Here is a 26,310-nt window from a genome sequence, read left to right on the forward strand (position 1 = left end):
GGCGACCCGGCCGCTCAGCGGCAGGCTCAGTGCGGCAGGAACGGCAGCGCCACCGCGAGCAGCCCCAGCCCGGCGGCGATCGCCCAGCCGACACGCACGAACCGGGCGCTGCGCACCTCCCTCTCGATCACCGCGAACCGGTCGGCGACGTCGGTCCGCGGGTCGGCCGCGCGCCACGTCCCGGGTGCGTCGACGAGCCGGGTGACGGCTTCCACCGTGTCTGCGTCGAGGACTGCGGGCCGGCGCATCAGCCAGCGGGCGAGGGCCTCACCGCGGACCACGTCGACGGCGCGCGGATGCGCGCGCACCCGCAGCTCCTTCGCGCCGAGGATCGCGACCACAGCGCGCACGGGAGCCTCGATGCCCGCGGCGGTCAGCAGGCCGCGCACCCGCGAGGTCTCCAGGTCGGCGTTGCGCAGGTAGGCGGTCTTGGCGCCGTTGACGAGCAGCGCGCGATCGGCGACCCAGACGCGGGCGCCGCGGTGATGCTTCGTGTTGACGACGAAGACGCCGCCCGGGCCCACCACCAGATGGTCCAGGTCCGCGTCCCCGTTCCCGACGGGCAGCGCGTGGAAGACGCGCCACCCGCCGGGCAGGTGGGCGAGGCGGGCGCCGATCTCGCGCTCGCCGAGCGCGCCGACGAACCAGGGGACCGTCTCGTCCGCCAGCGGCGTCACCCCGAGGGCGCGAGCGAGCGGGGAGCGAGGAGGGGCGGCGTCGTGCAGGCGCACGACCTGCGCCATCACCGCCGCGCCGGGTGCCCGGTCGCTCATCCGCCCGCTGTCCATCGCGCCACGCTATCCGGGGCGCGACCGGCCCGGGAGTCCCCACTCCGGGCCGCTCCGGGGCGGCCTACCCCTGGTCGGGGGAGCCGGATCCCGGCAGCCGCTCCTCGAGCGAGTCGTTGCGGTCGGCCACGGCCTCCAGCTGGTCCTCCGGCGTCTGGCCGAGGCCCGACACCGCCTCGGCCAGAGCCTCCGCGCGCGTCAGGTCCTCATCGTCGTCGTCGGTGCGGAATTCGTCTCGATCGGTCATACGGCGCACAGTACGCGCCCCGGGAGTAGCATGCGCCCCATGAGCCGCATCGAAACCGGGATCGTCTCCTACACCGTCTCCGGCGACTACTTCGCCCGCGTCGGCGCCGACTTCGACACCGAGGCCGTCGACGACGCCATCCTCGCCGAGCTCAACCGGCGCCTGCCCGACGGCGTGATCGTCGAACGCAGCGGCAAGGTGCTGGCCGAGGAGGCGCAGGCCGACGTGGCGCGGAACCTCGACTGGGGTGCGCTGCTCGCCGACATCGACGTGGATCAGATCCTCGCCGAGCACGGGCGCTGACCGGGGCCCACGCCGGCCGCTCCGTCAGCGCGTAGTCTTCACCGCGCCTTCTTCATCGCGCCTTCTTCACCGCGTCGAAGGCGGCGAGGGCGGCCCTTCGCGTTTCCGCGAGGTCGACGATGGGCTCCGGATAGCCGGCCGTGTCCCACTCCGGCACCCAGCGCCGCACGTAGTCGCCGTGCGGGTCGAACTTGGTGCGCTGCAGCTCGGGGTTGAAGACGCGGAAGTAGGGCGCCGCGTCCGCGCCGCTGCCCGCGACCCACTGCCAGTTGAACGGGTTGCTCGCCGGGTCGGCGTCGACCAGGGTGTCCCAGAACCACTGCTCGCCCCGCCGCCAGTCGATCAGCAGGTTCTTGATGAGGAACGACGCGACCACCATGCGCACGCGATTGTGCATCGTTCCCGTTGTCCACAGTTCCCGCATCCCCGCGTCCACCAGCGGGATGCCGGTGCGACCCTGGTGCCAGGCCCGGAGAGCCGCAGGGTGCAGGCGGGGCCAGGGGAAGGAGTCGTACTCGCGATGGATGTTGACGGTGGCCAGCTCGGGATGGGCGAAGAGCGTGTGGTAGGCGAACTCGCGCCAGCCGAGCTCGCTGACGAAGGTGCTCGCGCCCTCCGCGTTCGCCCGGTCGCGGGCCTCGGCGGTCGCGTGCCAGACCTGGTGCGGGCTGAGCTCGCCCCAGCGCAGGTGTGGCGAGAGCCGGGAGGTCGCGTCGATGCCGGGCGCGTCCCGGTCGTCGCGGTAGCGGGCCACATCCTCGTCGAGGAACGCGGCGAGGCGTCGCCGGGCGGAGCGCTCGCCCGGCTCCCACGCCTCGCGCAACCCGCCGGCCCAGTCGGGGTCCGTCGGCAGCAGAGCGAGGTCGTCGATGCTCTCACCGTCGACGGGGTCGGCCGCCGTCAGCTCCTGCGGGGCGGGGAGGGGCTTGCGGGGCGGGGGAGCCGCGAGGCAGGCGCGCCAGAACGGTGTGTAGACCGAGAACGGGGTCCCCGCGCCGGTTCGGATCGTCCACGGCTCGAACAGCAGGGAGGCGGCGAAGCTCGCGGCCTCGAGCCCGCCGTCGCGGGCGGCGGTCTTGATCGCCTCGTCGATGCGGCGCTCGGCTCCGCCGTAGCGGCGGTTCCAGAACACCGCGCCGGCGCCGGAGTCCCGCAGCACGTCCGCGACGACTCGCTCGGCCGGCCCGCGCCGCACCGTCAGGCGCGCGCCGAGCCGGTCGAGCTCCTCGGCCAGCGCGGTGAGCGAGTGGTGCAGCCACCACCGCGCGGCGCCGCCGGGAGGCCGCACGCCCTCCGACTCGACGTCCCAGACGTAGAGGCAGAGCACGGGGCGTCCCGAATCGGCGGCCGCGCGCAGAGCCGGGTTGTCGGCCACGCGGAGGTCGTCGCGGAACCAGACGACGACCGGGGCGTGCTCCCGGTCGTCGCGGGTGGCCGCGTTCACAGGTCGATGGTGTCGCCGGGCTCCAACGGGAAGTGCTCGCCGCCGTTCTGCTCCGTCGCCCAGGCGATGCGGGCGTTCGACATGTCCTTGCCCGCTCGCGAGAGCACCATCTCGTGCGTGGGGAAGCTGCGCTTGGGCTTCACCGCGAGCACGTAGTCGATCACTTCGGCGACCTTCATCCAGGGCGCGCCGGCCGGTGCCGCCAGTACATCGACCTCGATGCCCTCGGGGATCGTGAACGAGTCGCCGGCGTAGTAGAGCTGGCCGTTGATCAGCACGCCGAGATTGTCGACCGTGGGGATGCTCGAGTGGATCACGGCGTGCGTCCCGCCGAAGAACTGCAGGGTGAACGGGTCGGCCTCCACGGTGTCTCCGGCGTGCACGACCGTCACGTCGAAGTCCGCCGCCGCCCGGGCGACGCCCTCGGGGGCGAAGATCTTCGCGTCCGGGTTCATGTCGAGCACCCGCTTGAGCTGCTCGGGGGTCCAGTGGTCGGCGTGCTCGTGCGTGATGACGACGGCGACCGTGTTGGCGGTGTCGGTCAGGGGCGTCGTGAAGCTGCCCGGGTCGACGAACAGCTTCCTGCCGGAGTCTTCGAGGAGCAGGGCGGCGTGTTCGAACTTCGTGAGTCTCATGTCACTAGGAAATACCGATCCGGCGGAGCGTGCAAGCCGACCGTTCCGGGGTGGTGGAATATACCCGGGAGGGGTATCGTTCGGGATGACATGGACAGCATGAACGCACACGAGGACCAGCACACGGCCCACGAGCACGACTCGGCCGGGCACGATGCGCACGCCGGGCACGACAGCCACGGTGGGCACGACCACAGCGGCCACGCCGGGCACGACCCCGCGATCTTCCGGCGCAAGTTCTGGCTCACCCTCGTCCTGACCATCCCGACGCTGGTGTTCTCCCACGGCCTGCAGGAGATCCTCGGCCTGTCCGGTCCTCGGTTCCCCGGCAGCCAGTACATCCCCGCCGTCTTCGGCATCGCGATCTTCTTCTATGGCGGCCTCGTGTTCCTGCGCGGCGCCGTCGACGAGCTGCGCAGCCGCCGTCCGGGAATGATGACCCTGATCTCGCTCGCGATCGTCGTCGCCTTCGGCTACAGCCTCGCGGTGACCCTGGGCCTTCCCGGCATGGACTTCTGGTGGGAGCTCGCCACCCTGATCCTGATCATGCTGCTCGGGCACTGGATCGAGATGTCCGCGGTCATGGGCGCCCAGGACGCCCTCGGGCAGCTCGCGAAGCTCCTGCCCGACACGGCGGAGCGGGTCGCCGGTCCGCACGCCGACCCCGAGGTCGTGCCGGTGGCCGACCTGCGCATCGGAGACCTGGTGCGGGTGCGTCCGGGTGCCGCAGTGCCCGTCGACGGCGAGATCGTCGACGGCCGGAGCGACCTCGACGAGTCCCTCCTGACCGGCGAGTCCAAGCCCATCACGCGCGGGCCCGGCGAGCAGGTCGTCGCCGGCAGCATCTCGGGCAGCGGCTCCCTCGTTGTGCGCGTGGGCAAGACGGGCGGCGACACCGCCCTCGCCGGGATCATGCGTCTCGTCGAGGACGCCCAGGCCAGCAAGTCCGGTACGCAGATCCTCGCCGACCGCGCGGCCGCGTGGCTCTTCTACGTCGCCCTCGCCGTGGCGACGGTGACCTTGGTCGTGTGGGTGCTCCTGCGTCCCGGCGACCCCGCCTTCGTCCTGGAGCGTGTCGTCACCGTGCTCATCATCGCCTGCCCGCACGCCCTCGGCCTCGCCATCCCGCTCGTCGCCCAGATCTCCACGGCGATCGGCGCCCGCAACGGCCTGCTCATCCGCGACCGCCACGCCATGGAGGACGCCCGCCGCATCGACGTCGTCCTCTTCGACAAGACGGGAACGCTCACCGAGGGTCGTCAGGGCGTCGCCTCCGTCACGGCGGAGGACGACGAAGACGCCCTCCTCGCGCTCGCCGCAGCCGTTGAGGCCCCCGCCGAGCACCCGATCGGCCGCGCGATCGTCGCCGCGGCCCGGGAGCGTGGGATCACCATCCCGCCGGTGACTGATTTCGAGGCGCTCGGTGGCCGCGGGGCGGCAGCCACGGTGTCGGGGGAGCGGGTCGTCGTCGGCGCACCCCGGCTGCTCGTGGAGCGGGGAGCAACGGCCGGTGACCGCGTCGCTGCCGCGGCCGAAGAAGCCGCCCGCCTCGGGCAGACCGTCGTGTACGTGCTGCAGGGCGAGCGCGTGGCCGGAGCGGTCGCCCTCGCCGACGTCGTCCGTCCCGAATCCGCGGAGGCTGTCCGCGCCCTGCGCGATCGTGGGATCCGCGTCGCCATGCTCACCGGCGACTCCCGCGCCGTGGGGGAGGCCGTCGCAGCGGGCCTGGGCATCGACGAGATCTACGCGGAGGTCCTGCCCGGCGACAAGGCAGGCACGGTCGCACGCTTGCAGGGCGACGGGTCGCGCGTGGCGATGGTCGGCGACGGGGTGAACGACGCCCCGGCGCTCGCGCAGGCCGACGTCGGCATCGCGATCGGCGCCGGGACGGACGTCGCGATCGAGTCGGCGGGGATCGTGCTCGCCTCCAGCGATCCGCGCGGCGTCGCGAAGGTCGTCGAACTCTCGCGGGCGACGTACCGCAAGATGCTGCAGAACCTGGCGTGGGCGACCGGCTACAACGTGATCGCCCTTCCGCTCGCCGCGGGCGTGGCGATCGGCATCGGAGTCGTGGTCTCGCCCGCCTTCGGCGCCGTGCTCATGTCGGTCTCCACCATCGTCGTGGCCCTCAACGCCCAACTGCTGCGGCGCGTGCGCCTCTGATCCGTGCCCCATCACGGTCGGCTCACCGCGGTCGCCCCGCCGCCGTCGCTCACGGCGTCCACGGCGGGGCGCCGCGGTGTGCGATCATCGTGCACTATGGCCGCACACCAGAGGACCGTCGTGGTCGCGATCAACCCGATGGCGTCGTTCGGTCATCGCCGCGAGGTCGGTCCGCTCGTGGTCCAGCGTCTGCGCGACGCCGGCCATGTCGCCATCGCCGTCGACGAGGCGAACATCGAGCTGCTCCGGCGCGAGACCTCCCGGGCCGTCGAGGCGGGCGCGGACGCCCTCGTGGTGGTCGGCGGCGACGGGATGGCGAACCTCGGCATCAACATCGTCGCGCAGACCGCGGTGCCCCTCGGCATCGTCCCGAGCGGCACGGGCAACGATCTCGCCGACGGGCTCGGCATCCCGGTCGGCGACACCGAGGGGGCGATCGCCCACCTCCTGGCCGCACTCGACCGCGAGCCGCGCACCATCGACGCCGGCGTGGTCAGGCACGGCGATCTCTCCACCTGGTTCGGCGGCGTCCTCTCGGCCGGGTTCGACGCGACGGTGAACGAGCGGGCCAACCTCATGACCCGCCCGCGCGGCCGCAGCCGGTACATCCTCGCGCTCCTTCGTGAACTCGCGACGCTGGCACCGCGCCCGTACCGGATCGTGGTGGACGGGGAGGTGCTCGAGACGGAGGCGATGCTCGTCTCCGTCGCCAACAACCGTTCCCTGGGCGGCGGCATGCGCATCGTCCCGCACGCGTCCCTCGACGACGGCCGACTCGACCTCTTCATCGTGCGGCGGATGTCGAAGGCGCGCTTTCTGCGCATGTTCCCGAAGGTGTTCCGCGGCGAGCACACCGACCTGCCGGAGGTCGCGTTCCGTCCGCTGACGTCCGCGCGGATCGAGGCGGAGGGCGTCGTCGCCTACGCGGACGGCGAGCGGATCGGTCCGCTCCCGGTCGACGTCGGAATCGTCCCGGGGGCGCTCCGCGTGCTGGTGTGATGCCCGCGACACACCCGGATTTCGCGCTCGTTTTGGAGGAAGAACCAGAACTGTGGCATGATCATTGAGTTGTAAAACACGGCCCCATCGTCTAGCGGCCTAGGACGTCGCCCTCTCACGGCGGTAACGCGGGTTCAAATCCCGCTGGGGTCACCACTCAGAAGAAGCCCTCACGGACCATGTCCGGGAGGGCTTCTTCGTCGTTCAGGTCACGACATTCGTGCCGAATGTCGTGAATAGCGCCGCCATTCTCGACATTCGGCACGAATGTGCGCCGGCAAAAGCGCTGCGGGACGTGGAGTCAGGGAAGCCACTCGGTCGGGAAGTGATCCCGGATGCGCTCCGAGAAGTACTGCCCTGCCGACGGCGCCGCCCGGAACTCGCGCCACACGCGCTCCGAGACCAGGCGGTACCGGTACCGCGCGCCGGACATGAAGACGATCTCGAGGACGTGCTCGCCGTCGTCGAAGCCCGCCGCCGCCACGACGGCGCTCTCGAACTCGACCCACTCCACGCGGCGCACTGTACGCGGGTGCACGGGACCGCGGCGAGTCCGGTAAGATAGGCCATCGCGAAGGGGAGTATCCCGGACGGCCGCGGTGCACGCACCGCCGCCGGCGCTGTGAACGTCATCACGGTCCGCTCTGGACCCGGGCACAGCGGCACCCGACAGGGTGCGGGAGAGACTTTCGGCTCTTTTACGATGCCCTTCGAAAGGTCCCTCCATGGAACTCGCCCTCCCGCTCTGGTTCGAGATCGGCTCGATGGTCGTGCTACTGCTCGTCCTCGCGTTCGACCTGCTGATCGTCTTCAAGCGGCCGCACATCCCGAGCCCCAAGGAGTCGGCGCTGTGGGTGTCGTTCTACGTGGCGCTCGCGCTCGTCTTCGCGCTCCTGATGCTGCTCATCGGCGACGCGGAGCACGCCGGGCAGTTCCTCGCAGGCTGGCTGACCGAGTACAGCCTGAGCATCGACAACCTGTTCGTGTTCGTGATCATCATGAGCCGGTTCGCGGTGCCCAGGAAGTACCAGCAGGAGGTGCTCATGGTGGGCATCATCCTGGCGCTGATCTTCCGCGGGGTCTTCATCGTGCTCGGGGCGAGCCTCATCGCGAGCTTCAGCTGGATCTTCTACATCTTCGGCGCGTTCCTGCTCTGGACGGCGATCAACCAGGCCTTCGGCAACCACGACGACGAGGGCCAGAAGGACAGCTGGTTCATCCGCTTCTCGCGCAAGCGCCTCAAGGTCTCCGACCAGTACGAGGGCAACAAGCTGCGCACCACGGTCGCCGGCCGCCGGATGTTCACCCCGATGATCATCGTCTTCATCGCCCTCGGCACGACGGACCTGCTCTTCGCCCTGGACTCCATCCCGGCGATCTTCGGCATCACGCAGAGCCCCTTCATCGTGTTCACCGCGAACGTCTTCGCGCTGATGGGGCTGCGTCAGCTCTACTTCCTGCTCGGGCACCTGCTCGACAAGCTGGTGTACCTGAAGTACGGGATCGCGTTCATCCTCGCGTTCATCGGCGTGAAGCTCGTGTTCCACGCGATGCACGAGAACGAACTGCCCTTCATCAACGGCGGCCACCACATCGAGTGGGCGCCCGACATCGACACCTGGACGTCGCTCGCGGTCATCGTGGGGTCGATGGTTGTCGCTACCATTGCAAGTCTGGTGAAGCTCCGGATGAGCGGATCCACGCTCGCCGAGGCGATCCACGGCGATGACGACGACGAGGCCGCCGAGGCCCCGGAGGCCGGGACCGGAGAGGTCGCGGTCCCGCGCGATCAGCAGGAGGACCCCCGCACATGACCTCACACGTCGGCGTGAGCGCCCGGAGCGACATCGGGGCGGTACGCCACGTGAACGAGGACGGCTTCCTCGCGGAGGACCCGGTGTTCGTCGTCGCCGACGGCATGGGAGGCCATGCCCGCGGCGATCTCGCCAGCCAGACGGCCGTCGAGAGCCTCGCGCGGACGCTGCAGCCGGGTAGCCGGCCGACGCCGGATGAGGTCGTCGCCGCGATCGACGAGGCCAACGCGGCCGTCCGCGCCCTCTCGGGAGTGGATGAGTCCGGCGCCGCGGTCGCGGGCACGACGCTCGCGGGCGTCGTGCGCGTGCGCGTGCCGGAGCGGGCGACGGAGCAGTGGATGGTCGTGAACGTCGGCGACTCCCGGGTCTACGCCTGGGACGGCACGACGCTCACCCAGCTCACCGTCGACCACTCCGCGGTGCAGGAACTCGTCGACGCCGGACTGATCACCGAGGCGCAGGCGGCCGTCCACCCCGAGCGCAACATCATCACGCGAGCGCTCGGCGCGGAAGACTTCGTCGACACCGACACCGAGCTGCTCCCGGACGCGCAGCACCGGGTGTTCGTGATCTGCTCCGACGGTCTGACCCGGGAGCTCAGCGACAGCCGCATCGCCGCCATCCTGGCCGAGCAGCCCGACGACCCCGCGGGCGAGCTGGTCGAGGCGGCCGTCGAGGCAGGCGGCCACGACAATGTGACGGTGCTCGTCATCGCGGCGGACGAGGCCGACGGACCGTCGGTGATATCCTGAGTCCGTGCACGCGGGTCTTCTCCTCCTTAGCCGCCGCGGCGAGTCCTAGTTCTCAGGCCACCCTCGCCGCGGAGTCCGTCGACGGCTGATCCGCACGCAAGCTAAGGAGAACGAGCACAATGACGACCGAAACCGATCGCACTCCGCTGACCCTCGCCGAGAAGGTCTGGCGCGACCACCTGGTCGTGAAGGGTGAGGACGGGTCGCCCGACCTGATCTACATCGACCTGCACCTCGTGCACGAGGTCACCAGCCCCCAGGCCTTCGACGGCCTGCGGATGGCGGGGCGCCCGCTGCGGCGCCCGGACCTCACCATCGCGACCGAGGACCACAACACGCCGACCATCGGCATCGACCGCCCCATCGCGGACCTCACGAGCCGCACCCAGATCGAGACCCTGCGGCGCAACGCCGAGGAGTTCGGGGTGCGCCTGCACTCGCTGGGCGACGTCGAGCAGGGCATCGTCCATGTCGTCGGCCCGCAGCTGGGTCTGACCATGCCGGGCATCACCGTCGTCTGCGGCGACTCCCACACGTCGACCCACGGCGCGTTCGGCGCGATGGCGTTCGGCATCGGCACCAGCGAGGTCGAGCACGTCATGGCGACGCAGACGCTCCCGCTGAAGGAGTTCAAGACGATGGCGATCACCGTCGAGGGCGACCTGCGCCCCGGCGTGACCGCGAAGGACATCATCCTGGCCGTCATCGCGAAGATCGGCACCGGCGGAGGACAGGGCTACGTGCTCGAGTACCGCGGCAGCGCCATCCGCTCGCTCTCCATGGAGGGCCGCATGACGATCTGCAACATGTCGATCGAGGCCGGCGCCCGCGCGGGCATGGTCGCCCCCGACGAGACCACCTACGCGTACCTGAAGGGCCGCCCGCACGCGCCGGAAGGCGCCGACTGGGACGAGGCCGTCGCCTACTGGGACACCCTCGCCACCGACGACGACGCCGTGTTCGACGCCGAGGTCTACCTCGACGCCGCCGACATCGAGCCGTTCGTCACCTGGGGCACGAACCCCGGGCAGGGCGTGTCGCTCAGCCAGTCCGTACCGGACCCGGCGCAGATCGAGGACGCGAACGCCCGCGCCGCCGCCGAGCGTGCGCTGGAGTACATGGACCTCGAGGCCGGGACGCCGATGAAGAGCATCCCCGTCGACGCCGTCTTCATGGGCTCGTGCACCAACAGCCGTATCGAGGACCTCCGCGCCTTCGCCTCCCTGATCAAGGGCCGGAAGAAGGCCGACAATGTGCGCGTCATGGTCGTGCCGGGCAGCGCCCGCGTGCGGATCGAGGCCGAGGCCGAGGGCATCGACAAGATCGTCGAGGAGTTCGGCGCCGAGTGGCGCTTCGCGGGCTGCTCGATGTGCCTGGGCATGAACCCGGACCAGCTGGCACCGGGGGAGCGCTGCGCCTCCACCTCCAACCGCAACTTCGAGGGCCGCCAGGGCAAGGGCGGACGCACGCACCTGGTCTCGCCGCTCGTCGCGGCGGCGACCGCGATCCGCGGCACCCTGTCCAGTCCCTGGGATTTGGATAACGATGGCGGCGACACGCCGTCCGGCGACGGCGTGGACACCCGCGCCGGAGAGAAGGTGGGCGCCTGATGGAGAAGTTCGAGACCGTGACCGGCGTGGCCGTCCCGCTGCGCCGTTCCAACGTGGACACCGACCAGATCATCCCGGCGGTGTTCCTCAAGCGCGTCACCAAGACCGGCTTCGACGACGCCCTCTTCCACGAGTGGCGCAAGGACCCGGACTTCATCCTGAACCAGGCCCCGTACCAGGGTGCGTCCGTGCTCGTCGCCGGCGCCGACTTCGGCACCGGCTCGTCGCGTGAGCACGCCGTCTGGGCGCTGCGCGACTACGGCTTCCGCGTCGTGCTGAGCCCGCGCTTCGCCGACATCTTCCGCGGGAACTCCGGCAAGCAGGGACTGCTCGCCGGGCAGATCACGGAGGAGGACGCCGAGCGTCTCTGGGCGGCCATCGAGGCTCAGCCGGGAATAGCGGCGACGGTGGATCTGGTTGCCAAGACTGCGACGATCGGTGAGGTCCAGGTGTCTTTCGACATCGACGATTACACTCGCTGGCGTTTGCTCGAAGGGTTGGACGACATCGCTCTGACCCTGCGCGACGAGGCGCGCATCTCCGAATACGAAAGCGGCCGCGCTGGTTGGCGGCCCAAGACACTCCCGGTGAAACTTTGAACTCACTTCTTCAGGACGCTCAGGCAGCTGGAGCACGCGTCGGCCTCAAGGGCGACCGCATCACGATCAACGGCGGCATCCCGCTCCGGGGCCGCATCGAGGTCCGCGGGGCCAAGAACTTCGTCACCAAGGCGATGGTCGCCGCGATCCTCGGCGAGGGCCCGAGCGTCCTGCGGAACGTGCCGGACATCAGCGACGTCCGCGTCGTGCGCGGGCTGCTCGAGGTCCACGGCGTCAAGGTGACGGACGGCGGCGAGGACGGCGAGCTCCTGCTCGACCCGAGCGCCGTCGAGTCGGCCCACATGGCCGACATCGACGCCCACGCCGGTTCCAGCCGCATCCCGATCCTGTTCTGCGGGCCGCTGCTGCACCGTCTCGGCGAGGCGTTCATCCCCGATCTCGGCGGCTGCCGCATCGGCGACCGCCCGATCGACTACCACCTCGACGTGCTGCGTCAGTTCGGCGCCGTGGTCGACAAGCGCCCCACCGGCATCCGCCTGAGCGCCCCGAACGGCCTCCACGGCGCGAAGCTCTCGCTCCCGTACCCGAGCGTCGGCGCCACCGAGCAGGTCCTGCTGACGGCGGTCCGCGCAGACGGCATCACCGAGCTCTCGGGCGCGGCGATCGAGCCCGAGATCATGGATCTCATCAACGTGCTGCAGAAGATGGGCGCGATCATCTCGGTCGACACCGACCGCGTGATCCGCATCGAGGGCGTCAAGAAGCTCGTCGGCTACAGCCACACCGCGCTCTTCGACCGCAACGAGGCCGCCAGCTGGGCGGCCGCGGCGCTGGCCACCAACGGCGACATCTACGTCGGCGGTGCGCGCCAGCCCGAGATGCTGACGTTCCTCAACGTCTTCCGTAAGGTCGGCGGCGCCTTCGAGATCCACGACGACGGCATCCGCTTCTTCCACCCGGGAGGCACCCTCAAGCCCGTCGTGATCGAGACGGACGTGCACCCCGGCTTCATGACCGACTGGCAGCAGCCGCTCGTCATCGCGCTCGCGAAGGCGGAGGGCGTGTCGATCGTGCACGAGACCGTGTACGAGCAGCGTTTCGGCTTCGTCGACGCGCTCATCGACATGGGTGCGAAGATCCAGGTCCACAAGGAGTGCCTGGGCGGACACGCGTGCCGCTTCGGTCAGCGCAACTTCAACCACTCCGCGGTCATCATGGGCCCGACGCAGCTCAAGGGCGCCGACATCGAGATCCCGGACCTGCGCGGCGGCTTCAGCCACCTGATCGCGGCACTGACCGCAGAGGGCACCTCGACCGTCAGCAACGTCGGCATCATCAGCCGCGGATACGCGAACTTCATCACGAAGCTGGAGCAGCTCGGAGCGGACTTCGTCCTCGAAGGGTGACGGCACGGATAATAGGGATGTGTCACATCCCGAAGATCCCGCCGTCCAGCGTCCCCCGATGAAGCGCCAGCGTTCGGAGAAGAGCCGCCCGTCGATCTTCTGGGTCCTCGCGGGCCTCGTCGTCCCGATCGGCAGCCTCATGGCCCGGTTCCGCATGGTCGACCGCGAGAAGATGCCGCGCCACGGCGCGTACATCGTCGCTCCGAACCACTACAGCGAGATCGACCCCGTCATGGTCGGGATGGTGCTGTGGCACCTCGGGAGGCTGCCGCGCTTCCTCGCGAAGGACAGCCTGTTCCGGATCCCGGTCGTGGGCTGGTTCCTGCGCAAGTCCGGCCAGGTGCCGGTCGCGCGCGGAGGAGGCGCCCGGGGCGCGACGACGCTCGACGCGGCCCAGAAGATCATCGAGGAGGGCCGCATCGTCGTCGTCTACCCGGAGGGCTCGCTGACCCGCGACCCCGACATGTGGCCGATGCGCGGCAAGACGGGTGCTGCCCGCATGGCGCTCGAGCACGGCATCCCGGTGATCCCGATGGCGCACTGGGGCACCCAGCAGGTGATGGCGCGCTACTCGAAGAAGATCAGCTTCTTCCCGCGCAAGACGATCGACGTGAAGTTCGGCGACCCCGTCGACCTCTCGGCCTTCGAGGGCCGCAACCTCGACAGCGCGACCCTGGCCGAGGCCACGGCCGTCATCATGGCGGCGATCACCGCTCTGCTCGAGGACCTCCGCGGAGAGAAGGCGCCCGCGGAGCGCTGGGACCCCTCCCAGCACAACCAGAAGGAGACCGGCCGCTTCGATGGCTAAGACGGCACGCAAGGCCCCGCCCACGCCGCCGCGACGCATCGCGGTGCTCGGCGCCGGGAGCTGGGGGACCACATTCGCGAAGATCCTCGCCGACGGCGGCTCGGACGTCGTGCTCTGGGCACGTCGTCCCGAGCTGGCGCGTGAGATCAACGAGGTCAAGCGCAACAGCGACTACCTCGAGGGCATCAACCTCCCGCGCAACCTGCGGGCGACCTCCAAGCTCGGCGAGGCGATGCGGGATGCGGAGGTCGTGTTCGTCTCCATCCCGAGCCAGACCCTCCGGGGCAACCTCGAGGCGATCAAGCCGTACCTCGGCCCGTCGACCATCGTCGTCAGCCTGATGAAGGGCGTCGAGAAGGGCACCGGCCTGAGGATGAGCGAGGTGATCGCGCAGGGGCTCCCCATCGAGCCCGAGCGGATCGCGGTGGCGTCCGGACCGAACCTGGCGCTGGAGATCGCGCGCGAGCAGCCGACCGCCGCCGTCGTGTCGTCGGCGAGCCTGGAGACCGCGCAGACGGTGGCGATGGCCGCCACCAACCGCTACTTCCGCAGCTACGTGAACACCGACGTGATCGGCACGGAGTTCGGCGGCGTGCTGAAGAACCTCATCGCCGTCGCGATCGGAATCGTCGACGGCGTCGGCTACGGCGAGAACACCAAGGCGTCGATCATCACGCGCGGACTGGTCGAGATGACCGACTTCGCCGTGGCGTACGGCGCCGAGGCGCAGACGCTCTCGGGGCTCGCGGGCCTCGGCGACCTGATCGCGACCTGCGAGTCGTCGCTCAGCCGCAACAACACCGCCGGGCGACTGCTCGGCCAGGGCTACAGCTTCACCGACGTGGTGAAGCAGATGAACCAGACGGCGGAGGGGCTGGCCTCGGTCGCCCCCGTGCTGAGCCTGGCGGAGGCGCGCGGGGTGGAGATGCCGATCGTGCGGCAGGTGAGCCAGGTGCTCGCCGGCACGCTCGATCCCAAGGACATCGCGCCGCACCTGACCACGGACTCGGACGAGCCGCAAGGCGAAAGGACGACGGATGACGGACACGGCCACGGTGGCTCTTCTCTTCGGGGGGCGTTCAAGCGAGCATTCGATCAGCTGCGCAACGGCGGCCGGGGTCCTCGCGGCGATCGACCGTAGCGCGTACCGCGTCATCCCGATCGGCATCACCCACGACGGCGCGTTCACGCTGCAGCCGGACGAGGCCGCGCGGTTCGCGCTGAACGCGGAGGTGCTGCCGGAGGTCGAGGACAACGGCACCCGCGTCCACTGGCCGGAAAGCGTCGCCACGCGCGAGCTGACCGTCACGCATCCGGACGGCACGGTCGAGTCGCTCGGCGACGTCGACATCGTCTTCCCGATCCTGCACGGACCCTGGGGCGAGGACGGCACGATCCAGGGTCTGCTCGAGCTGGCCGGCCTGCCGTACGTCGGCAGCGGCGTGCTCGCGAGCGCGCTCGGGATGGACAAGCACTTCACCAAGACCGTGCTGCAGCAGGCGGGCATCCCGGTCGCGCCGTGGCAGACCGTGACCGCCCACCGCTGGCGCACGACGGCCGAGGCCGTCCGCGAGGAGGCCCGCGCGCTCGGGCTGCCCGCGTTCGTGAAGCCGGCGCGCGCCGGCTCCAGCGTCGGCGTCACCAAGGTCAAGGACTGGGCCGACCTGGATGCGGCCATCGAGATCGCCCTCGCCGAGGACGACCGGGTGCTCATCGAGTCGACCCTGGTCGGCCGCGAGGTCGAGATCGCGGTGCTCGGCGGCCGCCCGGGCGAGCCCGCCCGTGCCTCCGTCGCCGGCGAGGTCGTCGTCTCGGGCCGCGACTTCTACGACTTCGCGGCGAAATACCTGGATGCACCGGGCATCGACCTCATCTGTCCGGCGGAGCTGAGCGATGCCGAGCTCGCCGAGATGGCGGATCTCGCCGTGCGCGCGTTCGACGCGATCGGCGGCGAGGGGCTCGCGCGAGTGGACTTCTTCCTGACGGCCGACGGCTTCGTGATCAACGAGATCAATACCATGCCGGGCTTCACGCCGATCTCGATGTTCCCGCGCTGCTGGCAGGAGTCGGGGCTGTCGTACCCGGACCTGATCGACGAGCTGATCCAGGTCGCACTGGCCCGCGCGGCGGCCTGAGGCCGTCCGCTCCGCTCGCCCCTCCGCTCGCGTCCGCTCAGCGGTTCTGCTGCGCCACGCGACGAATGCTGCGCGGCGCGCGACAGCACTCGTCCCGTGGCGTAGCAGTCGCGGAGCGGTGTCAGCGCGTCGGAGTCGGGGTCGGCGTCGGAGTCGCCGTCGGGGTGAGGCTGGTGTCCAGCGTCGACAGGCACTGACGGGTCTGCTTGATCGTGGAGACCGCCGACGCGAACTCCGGCAGCACCGACGAGTCGGAGACGCCCGAGACGTGGTCGATCACGACTTCCGTCGCCGGCGTGCGCCCGAACGTCTGGTAGACGATGGTCTTGGCCGTCGGGTCGGTCATCAGCACCCAGTCCACGCCGTTGACGTTGACGCACGGCTGCGTCGTCGGCCCGATCGGCGGGACGCCGCAGCGCAGGATGACCGCGGCCGGATCGCCCCACGCTCCGGTCGCCTGCGCGTCGGTGACGCGCTTGTCCTTGTCGGCGACCGTGTCGGGCAGGCGCACGCTGATCTCGGCGCAGCCCGGGTCGTTCGCGGCGGCGCCGGGCTCGAGCGAGACGGTGGGCGCGCAGCCCGCGAGGGCGAGGGCTGCGGCGGCGAGGACGGCGGCGAGGGCGGTGCGGCGAACGGTCACGATGATTCAGGCTAGCGTTTCCAGACATGGGAATGTCTGAGAGCACGGCGGCCGGCGCGACGATGGGCGAGACCACCGAGCGGGAGGCACTGCGCCGCATCTTCCCGCGGCTGCCCGGATCGTCGGCCACCCTGGTCGGACCGGGCGACGACGCGGCCGTGCTCGCTGCGCCCGACGGCCGCTACGTCGTGACCACGGACATGATGGTGCACGGCCCGGACTTCCGCCTCGCCTGGTCGTCGCCGGAAGACCTGGGCTGGAAGGCCGCGGCCACCAACCTGTCCGACGTCGCGGCGATGGGCGCGGTCCCGACCGCCCTGGTCGTCGCGATCGCGGCGCCCTCGACGATGCCCGTCGCCGACCTGGAGGCGATCGCCGACGGTTTCCGCCTCGCCTGCGAGGAGCTCGCCCCCGGCTGCGGGGTGGTGGGCGGCGACCTGTCCGTATCCGAGACGCTGACGTTCGCGGTGACCGCGTTCGGCGACCTCCAGGGCCGCGCCCCCGTCCTGCGCAGCGGTGCACGTCCAGGGGATGTCGTCGCCGTGTCCGGTGTGCTGGGCGCCGCCGCGGAGGGGCTCCGGCTGCTCTTCGCGGAGGCGGTGGACGAACAGGGCGTCCCGAGTCGCGAGCGGTTCGCCGACGTCTACGCCGCGCATCCCGAGACCGTCGGCGCGCAGCTGCGTCCGCGTCCGCCCATCGCCGACGGGCCGCGCGCGGCTGACGCCGGCGCGACGGCGATGCTCGACCTCAGCGACGGGCTGGCGCTGGATGCACGACGGGTGGCCGAGGCCAGCGGGGTGGCGATCGACTTGGACCGCGCAGGGCTCGGCGACGACGTCCGCTCGGCTCTGACCGGGGGAGAGGACCACAGCCTCTTCGCCGCCTTCCCGGCGTCCGCGGTGCTGCCAGGCGGGTTCCGCCGGATCGGCGTGGTGCGGGAGGGTGCCGGACTCCTCGTCGACGGCCGCCCCTTCGACGAGCGCGGCGGCTGGGACCCGTACCTGGAGTGGGACGGCGCCGCCGGGTGACCCGCGGCGCCTTCCCTCGCAATCCAGTCGTCACGACACGCCGTCCAGGAGGGTGCGCTGACGGCGTGTTCTGACAAACCGTTCGAGGCCAGCGGCATGTCGTGACCACCGGTACGGCCGGAGTGCCCGCGGCTACGCCTCGGCCGGCTCCAGCCAGAAGAGGGCGGTCTCGCCGTAGTCCTTGCGGCGCACGAGCTCCAGGCCGTGGGGGAGCGTCGGCTCGCCCGTGCGGGTGCTGCGCTCCACGCAGACGGACGCGTGCGGAGCCAGCAGCGGCACGAGCGACGTGAGCACCCCGAGCAGCTCGGCGTCGTCGACGTCGTACGGCGGGTCGATGAACACGAGGTCGAACGGTCCGGACGCGCCCGCGAGGTACGACTGGACGCTCACCGCGCGCACCTCCACCGACGGGCGCGCAGAGGGCGGCGCCGCCCGGGTGACGGCGGCCGCGTTGCGCTTGCAGACTTGCGCGGCGGCCGGGCTGCGCTCGACGAGCGTCACGACGGTGGCGCCGCGGCTGGCCGCCTCGAGGCCGAGAGCGCCGGAGCCGGCGTAGAGGTCGAGCACGTGCGCGCCGTGCACGGCCCCGCGCGCGTCGAGGGCGGAGAACGCGGCCTCGCGCACCCGGTCGCTCGTCGGCCGCGTGCCGCTCTTCGGCACCTGGAGGCTGAGCGAGCCGGCATATCCGGAGACGATTCGGGTCATGGCCATCCGAGCCTAGCCGCATCCCGCCCTCGCCTTTCCGCGCCCGCGCCCGCAAGATAGGGGCATGGAGGAACGCCTCGCTCAGTCCGAGCTCGACGCGTTGTGGGACTTCGACGATCCGGTGGGTTCCGGGGAGCGGATCGCGTCCGCGGCCGCCGAGCCCTTCCGGGGCGAACTGGTGCGGGCCGAGCTGCAGACGCAGCGGGCGCGGGCGCTCGGACTCCAGAGACGCTTCGCCGAGGCCGATGCGCTGCTCGATTCGATGGAGCCGGCGAGCGGGCGCCTGCACGTGCGCATCCTGCTCGAGCGCGGCCGCCTGCGCGCCAGCGAAGGTCGTGGTGCCGAGGCCGTCGAGGTCCTCGAGGAGGCCCTGCAGGCGGCGCGCCGGGAAAGCGAGACCTTCCTCGCGGCCGACGCCGCGCACATGCTCGCGATCGTCGATCGGGTCCGCAGCGAGCAGTGGACGGAGGAGGCGTTCGCCGACCTCGCGCAGTCCGACGATCCGCGCACGCTGCGCTGGCGCGTCGCGCTCCACAACAACCGCGGCTGGGCGCTGCTGGACGACGGCGACCCCACGGCCGCGGTCGACGAGTTCGAGCACGCCCTCCATGCCGCCGACGCGTACGGCACCGCCGACCAGCGTTTCCTCGCGCGCTGGGCCGTCGCGCGAGGGATGCGGGCGGCCGGACGCGCGGACGAGGCGCTGGAACGGCAGCGGGTACTGGCGGAGGAACGCCCCGGCGACCCGCACGTCGAGGCCGAGATCGCCGCGCTGACGGGGGCTGCGCCTACGATCGAATCATGACCAACGCCTCCGCCCCGGCCGTCGAGGGCGCGATCACGCTCGACTCGCGGCTGAGCGGCGTGCTCGGCGGCCGGACGGCCTCGGCCTTCGAGAAGGCGTTCGGGATGCGCACGGTCGGCGACCTGCTGCACCACTTCCCGCGGCGGTACGCACGCCGCGGCGAGCTGACCGCTCTCGCCAACCTCCCGCTGGACGAGAACGTCACGATCATCGCGGAGGTCCTGCGGGTGCAGGAACGCTCGATGCGCGCCCGCCGCGGTTCGATCCTCGAGGTGAAGATCTCCGACGGCGAGGGCATCCTGACGCTGACGTTCTTCAACCAGTCGTGGCGCTCGAAGGACCTGGTGCCGGGCGTACGCGGGATCTTCGCGGGCAAGGTCTCCGCGTACCGCGGCGCCCTCCAGCTGGCGCACCCCGACTACGAACTGTTCGCGCCCGACTCCGAGAACGCGGTGGTGCCCGGCAGCGCCGCCGCGAAGGAGTGGGCGCAGACGCCCATCCCGATCTACCCGGCGACCGGCACGGTGGCGAGCTGGCAGGTGCAGAAGGCCGTCGAGCTCGCCCTCGACGCCCTCGACTCCGCGCCCGACCCGGTGCCGGCCTCCCTCGCCGCCGAACGGGGTCTGCTGTCGTACCGGGAGGCGCTGGAGGGCGTCCATCGCCCCGAGAAGGATTCGCAGTGGCAGCGGGCGCGCGACGCGCTCCGGTTCCAGGAGGCGTTCGTGCTCCAGGCGGCCCTGCTGCAGCAGCGGGCCGAGGCGCGCACGGTGGCGTCGACGCCGCGGCGTGCGGAGCCCGAAGGTCTGCTCGAGCGCTTCGACGCGGCGCTGCCCTTCTCGCTCACCGACGACCAGGCGCTCGTCGGCAGCGAGATCACGCACGATCTGGCCGGGACGGCCGCGATGCACCGGTTGGTGCAGGGCGAGGTGGGCTCGGGCAAGACCCTCGTGGCGCTGCGGGCGATGCTCGCGGTCGCCGATTCCGGTGGTCAGTCCGCGCTGCTCGCGCCGACCGAGGTGCTCGCCGCCCAGCACCTGCGCTCGATCGCCGCGATGCTCGGCCCGGACCTGTCGGCGCAGCTGATGCCGACCCTCCTCACCGGCCAACTCGGCGCCCAGGAGCGCAAGCGCGCGCTGCTGCGCACCGTCTCGGGCCAGGCCCGCATCGTCATCGGCACGCACGCCCTGCTCGGCGACGCCGTCACCTTCTTCGACCTGGGGCTCGTCGTCGTCGACGAGCAGCACCGGTTCGGCGTGGAGCAGCGGGAGGCGCTGCGCGCGAAGGGCGGCACCCCGCCGCACGTGCTCGTGCTCACGGCGACGCCCATCCCGCGCACGGTGGCCATGACCGTTTTCGGCGACCTCGACGTCTCCACGATCGCCCAGCTCCCTGCCGGGCGCCAGGGCATCGAGAGCTTCGTCGTGCCGCTGTCGGACCGTCCCGGCTGGGAGCGCCGCATCTGGGAGCGCGCCTCGGAGGAGATCGCGAAGGGACGGCAGGTGTTCGTCGTCTGCCCGGCGATCACCGGCAAGGAGGCCGAGGACGACGGGGAGGAGTCCGCATCCGCCGCGGAGCAGGAGGGCGCCGGCGACGCGCCGCCCCGCGCCGTCGCGAGCGTCGAGTCCGTCGCGGCGCAGGTGCGCGCCGACCCGCTCTTCGCGGACGCGCGCGTGGGCGTGCTGCACGGCAAGCTCCCGAGCGAGACGAAGGACGAGGTCATGCGCGCCTTCGCGGCGGGCGACATCGACATCCTCATCGCCACGACGGTGATCGAGGTCGGCGTCAACGTGCCGAACGCGTCGGCCATGGTGGTGCTCGACGCCGACCGGTTCGGTGTGTCGCAGCTGCACCAGCTGCGCGGACGCGTCGGCCGTGGCGGCGTGCCCGGGCTCTGCCTGCTGGTCACCGCCGCGGAAGAGGGGTCGCTCGCCCGCGAGCGCGTGGAGGCCGTCGCCGCCACGCTCGACGGGTTCGAGCTGGCCAACGTCGACCTGGAGCTGCGCCGCGAGGGGGATGTGCTGGGCAGCCGTCAGTCCGGGGGCCGCTCGTCGCTGCGCCTCCTGCGCGTCGCCTCCGACGGCGAGCTCATCGGCGAGGCGCGCGTCGCGGCCGCCGAGACGCTCGACGCGGAGGGCGGCCTGGCCGCCGTCCCCGCCCTGCAGGCCGCGCTGGCCCGGCGGCTCGACGAGGCCGAGCGGGCCTACCTCGGCAAGTCGTGACAAGGTAACGGATTCACAACGAAATGACGGTTATCGCGGGATAGTCTGGTGCCCTATGAACAGGATCGCCGTAGTCCCTGGATCGTTCGACCCGGTCACCCTCGGTCACCTCGACGTGATCGAGCGCGCTGCCGGGCTCTGGGACGAGGTCCACGTCGTGGTGGTCCACAACCCGGACAAGTCGGCCCTGCTGCCCATCGCGCAGCGCGTCTCCCTGCTGGAGAGGTCGATCGAGGAGGCCGGGATCGTCGGCACGATCGTCGTCGCCTCCTGGTCGATGGGCCTCCTGGTCGACTACTGCACGGACGTGGGGGCGCACGTGCTCGTCAAGGGCATCCGCTCGCAGGTGGATGTGGCGTACGAGACGCCGATGGCGATCGTGAACCGCCACCTCGCCGACGTCGAGACGGTCTTCCTGCTGCCCAACCCCGCGAACGCGCACGTGTCCAGCTCGCTGGTGCGCCAGGTCTCCGCGCTGGGCGGCGACGTCAGCCCGTACGTCCCGCCCGCGGTCTTCGAACTGCTGTCATCGAGATGAGAGTGCAGGAGCCATGAACAGCTACGCGACGCGCCAGCCCACGGAACCCTCGGTCGCACCGGAGGAGGAGCACGGCAGCGCCGAGCCCACCATGGACCTGGCCGGGCTGCGCCGCGCCGCGGAGCAGATCACGGCGAACATCGAGTCGGTGATCGACGGCAAGCACGACGCCGTGCGCACCGCCCTCGTCGTGCTCCTGGCCGAGGGCCACCTCCTCATCGAGGACGTCCCGGGCGTCGGCAAGACCATGCTGGCGAAGTCGCTCGCGAAGTCGGTGGACTGCACCGTCAGCCGCATCCAGTTCACCCCCGACCTGCTCCCGAGCGACGTGACCGGCGTGTCCGTCTACAACCAGGCCGAGCGCCGGTTCGAGTTCAAGCCGGGCGCCGTGTTCGCCAACATCGTCATCGGCGACGAGATCAACCGTGCGAGCCCGAAGACGCAGTCCGCCCTGCTGGAGTGCATGGAGGAGCGCCAGGTCACCGTCGACGGCTCCACCTATCCGCTCGCCGCCCCGTTCATCGTCGTGGCCACGCAGAACCCGGTGGAGATGGAGGGCACCTACGCCCTCCCCGAAGCCCAGCGCGACCGCTTCATGGCGCGCATCGCGATGGGCTACCCGGACGAGGAGTCCGAGCTCGCCATGCTCACGACGCGCGACACCTCGAGCCCCCTCTCGCGGATCGGGCCGGTCGTCACCTCGGAGCAGCTGCGGTCGATGATGACCACGGCGCGCAGCGTCTTCGCCTCCACCCCGGTCAAGCAGTACGCCGTCGACCTGACGCGCGCCACCCGCGAGGACCGCGACCTGCGGCTCGGGGCGAGCCCCCGCGCCACGCTGCAGCTGATCCGCGCCGCCAAGGCACTCGCCGCCCTCGACGGGCGCGACTTCGTCCTCCCCGACGACATCGACGCGCTGGCGGTCCCCGTGCTCGGCCACCGGCTCCTGCCGACGAGCCGGGCGCTCGGCCACCACCACGAGAGCGCCCCGGTGATCGCGGACATCGTCCGGCGCATCGTCGCCTCCACGCCGGTGCCCGTCGGCTCCGGCGCGATCGGCGCGGGCGGGCGGTAGGGTGCCTCCCCGCGGCCGGGCGTCGAGCCCGCTGACGAAGCCGCGGCCCACCGCGCGCGGGTGGACCCTGGGCGCGATCGGCATCGTCGCCCTGGCCGCCTCCGCCTTCCTCGGGCGGACCGACGTGCTCTTCGTCGGCGTCTTCCTCACCGTGCTGCCGCTGGCGGCCATGATCTCCGTCACGTGGGACCGGCCCCGGCTCGGGGTGACGCGCAGCTTCCACCCCGATGTGATCGCGGTGGGGGAGAAGACGACCATCGTCACGACGGCCCGCAACCTGGTCGGGCGGCCCAGCCCGGCGGCGCGCTGGCGGGAGTTCGCCCCGGCCGCGATCGACGTGCAGCGGCGGGCGCCCTTCCCGCGGCTGGGCCCGCACGAGGCGAACGCGGCGCACGGACGAGACACGGCCGTCCTCCGTCAGGACGTGACGGCCGACAAGCGCGGGTCGCACCCCGTCGGCCCGCTCGTCATCAGCCGGACCGATCCGTTCGGGATCGCCTACGGCGAGTACGCCCTCGGGCAGCCACGGACGCTTTTGGTCACCCCGCGGGTCGTGCCGCTGGCGAACGGCGTCCTCGACGTCGCGCACAGCGAGGGGACCGAGCACGAACTGCTGCGGCACAGCATCCCGAGCGCCGACGAGCTGATCGCGCGCGAGTACCGCCCGGGCGATCCGTTGCGCCGCGTCCACTGGCGCGCGACGGCCCGCCACGACCAGCTCATGGTGCGGCAGGAGGAGCAGCGCAGCAACCCGGAGGCGTGGCTGCTGCTGGACACGCGGGGCGGGATCGCCGGCGAGGCCGCCTTCGAGGACCAGGTCGACCTGATCGCGTCGGTCGGCGTCCACCTCCTGGACCAGGGCTTCGCGGTGAGCGCGGTCGAGACCGCCGAGCGCCAGCTGAACGGCCGGAGCGGGGCGGGACGTTCCGGGACGCTGGGCGCGATGAGCCCCACCTACGACCTCGGCGGCGCCGATCGGCTGCTGCTCGCAGACCTCGCGAGCATCGAGCCCGGCGTCGAGCCGCGCGACGACGCGGTCGCGGAACTCGCGACCGGGCTGCGGCGCGCGGGGCGCTCCGTCCCGGTGTTCGCGTTCCTGCTCGGCGGCACGCGCGAGCTCGGCTCGCTGGCTGCGTTGCGGTCCATGGGCGACCCGGCCGTCGCGTTCCTCGCACCCTCCACCCCGCCGGAGGTGGAGGAGGTGCTCGTCGACGCAGGCTGGCTCTGCCTGCAGTGCGCGCCCGGCGACGGTCCGGCCGCCTCGTGGCAGCGCGCGCTCGCGCGACAGGGGGCCGTGTCCAATGGCTAGCGAGTCCATCGCTCTCGCCGTTCCGCGCACGGTCCGCCGCCGCGTCGGCTACTGGCGGCTGACCGGGGCGATGGTGCTGCAGATGCTCGCGGCCAGCGTCGCGCTGGTCGGCCTCATCCAGGGCGCCGGCTGGTGGTTCGCCCTCATCCTGACTTCCGCGTTCCTGCTCGTCGCCGGAGCCGGGCTGCGGACGCTCGGCGTGCACCGCGGCTTCGTGCCGCTGCTCGAGCTCGTCCTCGGCGCGATGATCATGACGGCCGTCTTCGGCGGCGGCACCGGGCTGCTCGGCATCATCCCGACGCCCGCGACCTTCGTGCACTGGTGGCAGCTCCTGCAGCAGGCGATGCTGTCGATCTACCAGCAGGGCACGCCGGCCGAGAGCCTTCCCGAGTTCCTCTTCCTCGTCGTCGGCGGCGCCTGTCTCATCGCGGTCGTGCTCGACACGCTCGCCGTCGCGGTCCGCGCGCCCGCTTTCACCGCCGTCGGCGTGGGCGCGGTGCTCGTCGTCCCCGGCGCGCTGCTCGGAGACGGGCTCGATCCCAGTGCGCTCGCGCTCTCGGCCATCGCCTACCTGTGGCTGCTGCGGGCGGACGTGCGCACCCGGCGCCCGGGCTCGCCACGACCCGGCGCCGCGCTGGCCGTCGGCGCAGCCGCGACGGTGGTCGCGCTGCTGCTCGCCGGCACCGCACCGGGTTTCGACCGCGGGGGAGCGACGTCGTTCACCGCCGGCGGCATCAACATCGGTGGCACGGTGACCCCGCTCATCGACCTCGGCAAGGACCTCCGCCGCCCGACGGCCGTGCGCGCGCTGACGTACACGACCTCCGCGCCGACGGGCCAGTACCTCAAGCTGGCGTCGCTCGACCAGTTCACGGGCTCGGTCTGGAAGCACCGCGAGCGCGACACGAAGCGCCTCGCGGAGGGGACGCCGATCGGCCCGGTCGCCGGGCTGTCCGCCGACGTGCCCACCTCCAAGATCACCACCACCGTCGCGATCGACAACATGCAGAGCCGCTGGCTGCCGGTGCCCGCGCCCGTGCAGTCGGTCAAAGGCCTCACCGGCACCTGGTCGTGGGATCCGGACGACCTCACCATCGGTGGGATCAACGCGACCACCCAGGGCCAGGACTACACGGCGACCAGCCTCCTCCTGCAGCCGACGGCCGATCAGCTGAAGGCCGCGGGCGGGGTCGTGCCGGAGGACGTGCAGCGCGATCTGTTCCTGCCCACGAACATGCCCGCCATCATCGAGAAGACCGCGATCGCGGCGACCGAAGGGGCGACATCGGAGTACGAGCAGGCCGTCGCCCTGCAGGACTACTTCCGCGACAACGGCTTCGTGTACTCCACCCAGACCCCGCTGAAGCAGGGCTATGACGGCGACGGCGCCCGCGTCATCGCCGCGTTCCTGGAGGCCAAGAGCGGCTACTGCGTGCACTTCGCCTCCGCGATGGCGCTGATGGCGCGCTCGCTCGGCATCCCGTCCCGCGTCGCGGAGGGCTACCTGCCGGGGGCGTCGGGCGGGGGATCGGCGAGCAACCCCGGTGAGTACACCGTCACGAGCGACGACCTGCACGCCTGGCCGGAACTGTACTTCGCCGGGGTCGGTTGGGTGCCGTTCGAGCCGACCGTGGGCCGGGGCACGATCCCGAGTTACACGCGGGCCGACACCGCGGCCGCCGCGCCGACGTCCGCTCCGGCCTCCGGCGCGACCACGGCTCCGAAGCGGATCGTGCCGACCGATCCCGCGCAGGTCGCCGGCGCTCGGGGCGCCACGGCCCCGTCCCCGCTGCAGCCCGTGCTCTCGGGGCTGGGTATCGCCGTCCTGGTGCTCGCCGTGCTCCTGATCCCGGCGGTCGTCCGCCGGGTGCGGCGACGACATCGGCTGAGACGGCTGTCCGAGGCGTCGGGGGGCGCGGCGGTCGTGTGGTCCGAGCTCCGCGACACGGTGCGCGATCTGGGCTGGGTCGCGCCCGCGACCGAGACGCCCCGCGCCTTCGCCGGGCGCCTGGCCGACGAGATCGCCGGAACGCCGGGGGAGGAGGCGGTGCTCCGCCTGCTGGCCGTGCGCGAGCGCGACTCCTACGGGCCGCCGGTGCGCGGGTCGACGGTGGGACTCGCCGACGACCTGCAGCGGGTCCTCGACGCGCTGGAGGCGAGCGCCGGGCCGTCGCGTCGGCTGCGGGCGCTGCTGCTGCCTGTGTCGTTGCTGCCAGCAGGCTGGCCGATCGCTGCGAGCCCGGGAAGCGCCGCGTAGACTAGCCGACCGTGACCTCGTTCAAGAACACCCCATACACGGTCAGCGTGTACGACCTCGTGCACCGTCC

The 26,310-nt window shown here is 71.6% G+C and carries 25 protein-coding genes and 1 tRNA gene; 19 read left to right on the forward strand and 7 right to left on the reverse strand.

Annotation, left to right across the window (positions count from 1 at the left end; translation table 11 throughout):
* Window positions 1-26: 26 nt before the first annotated feature.
* Both FHX33_RS04105 and FHX33_RS04110 read right to left on the reverse strand, forming a co-directional pair.
* On the reverse strand, window positions 27-788 hold the full coding sequence (locus tag FHX33_RS04105) for a nuclease-related domain-containing protein (protein WP_246396869.1): 762 nt from the start codon (window positions 786-788) through the stop codon (window positions 27-29).
* A 64-nt stretch (window positions 789-852) separates the two neighbouring features.
* On the reverse strand, window positions 853-1,035 hold the full coding sequence (locus FHX33_RS04110) for a hypothetical protein (protein WP_021762011.1): 183 nt from the start codon (window positions 1,033-1,035) through the stop codon (window positions 853-855).
* Window positions 1,036-1,074: 39 nt separating this feature from the next.
* Between FHX33_RS04110 and FHX33_RS04115 the strand changes: the two genes are divergently transcribed.
* Window positions 1,075-1,338, forward strand: a complete 264-nt coding sequence (locus FHX33_RS04115; RefSeq protein ID WP_021762013.1) for a hypothetical protein — start codon at window positions 1,075-1,077, stop codon at window positions 1,336-1,338.
* 52 nt (window positions 1,339-1,390) lie between these two features.
* Here FHX33_RS04115 and FHX33_RS04120 read toward each other — a convergent pair whose 3' ends face one another.
* Window positions 1,391-2,782 carry an FAD-binding domain-containing protein gene (locus FHX33_RS04120; RefSeq protein WP_183428193.1) on the reverse strand — a complete coding sequence of 464 codons (1,392 nt, stop codon included), beginning with the start codon at window positions 2,780-2,782 and terminating at the stop codon, window positions 1,391-1,393.
* Window positions 2,779-3,417, reverse strand: coding sequence for an MBL fold metallo-hydrolase (locus FHX33_RS04125; protein WP_021763054.1), 639 nt, complete (start codon window positions 3,415-3,417; stop codon window positions 2,779-2,781). Before FHX33_RS04125 ends, FHX33_RS04120 begins: the two co-directional genes overlap by 4 nt.
* Before the next feature lie 90 nt (window positions 3,418-3,507).
* Between FHX33_RS04125 and FHX33_RS04130 the strand changes: the two genes are divergently transcribed.
* The 3 genes from FHX33_RS04130 to FHX33_RS04140 all read left to right on the forward strand — a co-directional run bounded on the left by FHX33_RS04130 (window position 3,508) and on the right by FHX33_RS04140 (window position 6,735).
* The gene (locus FHX33_RS04130; RefSeq protein WP_021763053.1) at window positions 3,508-5,580 is read left to right on the forward strand and encodes a copper-translocating P-type ATPase; all 2,073 of its coding nucleotides are present in this window, start codon (window positions 3,508-3,510) and stop codon (window positions 5,578-5,580) included.
* A gap of 96 nt (window positions 5,581-5,676) precedes the next feature.
* A complete protein-coding gene (locus tag FHX33_RS04135; RefSeq protein ID WP_021763052.1) occupies window positions 5,677-6,579 on the forward strand; it encodes a YegS/Rv2252/BmrU family lipid kinase in 903 nt (300 codons plus the stop codon).
* 80 nt (window positions 6,580-6,659) lie between these two features.
* A tRNA-Glu gene (locus FHX33_RS04140) sits at window positions 6,660-6,735 on the forward strand.
* 145 nt (window positions 6,736-6,880) lie between these two features.
* Here the strand turns inward: FHX33_RS04140 and FHX33_RS22070 are convergent.
* Window positions 6,881-7,093 carry a KTSC domain-containing protein gene (locus tag FHX33_RS22070; protein WP_021763051.1) on the reverse strand — a complete coding sequence of 71 codons (213 nt, stop codon included), beginning with the start codon at window positions 7,091-7,093 and terminating at the stop codon, window positions 6,881-6,883.
* Between the two features lie 211 nt (window positions 7,094-7,304).
* Here FHX33_RS22070 and FHX33_RS04150 point away from each other — a divergent pair, with 211 nt between their 5' ends.
* The 8 genes from FHX33_RS04150 (at window position 7,305) to FHX33_RS04185 (ending at window position 15,664) form a co-directional block, all read left to right on the forward strand.
* Window positions 7,305-8,393, forward strand: coding sequence for a TerC family protein (locus tag FHX33_RS04150; protein ID WP_021763050.1), 1,089 nt, complete (start codon window positions 7,305-7,307; stop codon window positions 8,391-8,393).
* The gene (locus FHX33_RS04155) at window positions 8,390-9,145 is read left to right on the forward strand and encodes a PP2C family protein-serine/threonine phosphatase (RefSeq protein ID WP_021763049.1); all 756 of its coding nucleotides are present in this window, start codon (window positions 8,390-8,392) and stop codon (window positions 9,143-9,145) included. Before FHX33_RS04150 ends, FHX33_RS04155 begins: the two co-directional genes overlap by 4 nt.
* A 119-nt stretch (window positions 9,146-9,264) precedes the next feature.
* Window positions 9,265-10,755, forward strand: coding sequence for a 3-isopropylmalate dehydratase large subunit (leuC, locus tag FHX33_RS04160; protein ID WP_021763048.1), 1,491 nt, complete (start codon window positions 9,265-9,267; stop codon window positions 10,753-10,755).
* A complete protein-coding gene (gene leuD, locus FHX33_RS04165) occupies window positions 10,755-11,354 on the forward strand; it encodes a 3-isopropylmalate dehydratase small subunit (protein ID WP_021763047.1) in 600 nt (199 codons plus the stop codon). The genes leuC and leuD overlap by 1 nt, the downstream gene beginning before the upstream one ends.
* A complete protein-coding gene (murA, locus tag FHX33_RS04170) occupies window positions 11,351-12,721 on the forward strand; it encodes a UDP-N-acetylglucosamine 1-carboxyvinyltransferase (protein ID WP_021763046.1) in 1,371 nt (456 codons plus the stop codon). Before leuD ends, murA begins: the two co-directional genes overlap by 4 nt.
* A 58-nt stretch (window positions 12,722-12,779) precedes the next feature.
* Window positions 12,780-13,529 carry a lysophospholipid acyltransferase family protein gene (locus FHX33_RS04175; RefSeq protein ID WP_021763045.1) on the forward strand — a complete coding sequence of 250 codons (750 nt, stop codon included), beginning with the start codon at window positions 12,780-12,782 and terminating at the stop codon, window positions 13,527-13,529.
* Window positions 13,522-14,670, forward strand: coding sequence for an NAD(P)H-dependent glycerol-3-phosphate dehydrogenase (locus tag FHX33_RS04180; RefSeq protein ID WP_039922245.1), 1,149 nt, complete (start codon window positions 13,522-13,524; stop codon window positions 14,668-14,670). The genes FHX33_RS04175 and FHX33_RS04180 overlap by 8 nt, the downstream gene beginning before the upstream one ends.
* The gene (locus FHX33_RS04185; RefSeq protein ID WP_021763043.1) at window positions 14,567-15,664 is read left to right on the forward strand and encodes a D-alanine--D-alanine ligase family protein; all 1,098 of its coding nucleotides are present in this window, start codon (window positions 14,567-14,569) and stop codon (window positions 15,662-15,664) included. Before FHX33_RS04180 ends, FHX33_RS04185 begins: the two co-directional genes overlap by 104 nt.
* Window positions 15,665-15,785: 121 nt before the next feature.
* On the opposite strand, the gene FHX33_RS04190 is transcribed toward FHX33_RS04185, so the two are convergent.
* The gene (locus FHX33_RS04190; RefSeq protein WP_183428194.1) at window positions 15,786-16,304 is read right to left on the reverse strand and encodes a DUF3515 family protein; all 519 of its coding nucleotides are present in this window, start codon (window positions 16,302-16,304) and stop codon (window positions 15,786-15,788) included.
* Between the two features lie 26 nt (window positions 16,305-16,330).
* Here FHX33_RS04190 and thiL point away from each other — a divergent pair, with 26 nt between their 5' ends.
* Window positions 16,331-17,332 (forward strand): thiamine-phosphate kinase, encoded by a 1,002-nt coding sequence (gene thiL, locus FHX33_RS04195; RefSeq protein ID WP_183428195.1) that lies wholly within the window; start codon window positions 16,331-16,333, stop codon window positions 17,330-17,332.
* 132 nt (window positions 17,333-17,464) lie between these two features.
* Here thiL and rsmD read toward each other — a convergent pair whose 3' ends face one another.
* Window positions 17,465-18,037: a 16S rRNA (guanine(966)-N(2))-methyltransferase RsmD gene (rsmD, locus tag FHX33_RS04200; protein ID WP_183428196.1), complete on the reverse strand. Its 573-nt coding sequence runs from the start codon at window positions 18,035-18,037 to the stop codon at window positions 17,465-17,467.
* 64 nt (window positions 18,038-18,101) lie between these two features.
* Here rsmD and FHX33_RS04205 point away from each other — a divergent pair, with 64 nt between their 5' ends.
* Genes FHX33_RS04205 through FHX33_RS04230 form a run of 6 tightly spaced genes read left to right on the forward strand, consistent with a single transcriptional unit; the run spans window position 18,102 to window position 26,240 of the window.
* The gene (locus FHX33_RS04205; protein ID WP_021762546.1) at window positions 18,102-18,842 is read left to right on the forward strand and encodes a tetratricopeptide repeat protein; all 741 of its coding nucleotides are present in this window, start codon (window positions 18,102-18,104) and stop codon (window positions 18,840-18,842) included.
* Complete coding sequence (locus tag FHX33_RS04210) at window positions 18,839-21,061, forward strand: ATP-dependent DNA helicase RecG (RefSeq protein ID WP_183428197.1); 2,223 nt, start codon at window positions 18,839-18,841, stop codon at window positions 21,059-21,061. The genes FHX33_RS04205 and FHX33_RS04210 overlap by 4 nt, the downstream gene beginning before the upstream one ends.
* Before the next feature lie 55 nt (window positions 21,062-21,116).
* Window positions 21,117-21,599 (forward strand): pantetheine-phosphate adenylyltransferase, encoded by a 483-nt coding sequence (gene coaD / locus FHX33_RS04215; protein WP_021763406.1) that lies wholly within the window; start codon window positions 21,117-21,119, stop codon window positions 21,597-21,599.
* Between the two features lie 13 nt (window positions 21,600-21,612).
* Window positions 21,613-22,674 carry an AAA family ATPase gene (locus FHX33_RS04220; protein ID WP_179702370.1) on the forward strand — a complete coding sequence of 354 codons (1,062 nt, stop codon included), beginning with the start codon at window positions 21,613-21,615 and terminating at the stop codon, window positions 22,672-22,674.
* 1 nt (window position 22,675) lies between these two features.
* Complete coding sequence (locus tag FHX33_RS04225; RefSeq protein WP_183428198.1) at window positions 22,676-23,983, forward strand: DUF58 domain-containing protein; 1,308 nt, start codon at window positions 22,676-22,678, stop codon at window positions 23,981-23,983.
* Window positions 23,976-26,240, forward strand: a complete 2,265-nt coding sequence (locus FHX33_RS04230) for a transglutaminase TgpA family protein (RefSeq protein ID WP_183428199.1) — start codon at window positions 23,976-23,978, stop codon at window positions 26,238-26,240. Before FHX33_RS04225 ends, FHX33_RS04230 begins: the two co-directional genes overlap by 8 nt.
* The last annotated feature ends 70 nt before the right edge of the window (window positions 26,241-26,310 follow it).

Origin of the sequence: Leifsonia aquatica (genome assembly GCF_014190775.1) — a bacterium.
Taxonomy (GTDB): Bacteria; Actinomycetota; Actinomycetes; order Actinomycetales; family Microbacteriaceae; genus Leifsonia; species Leifsonia aquatica.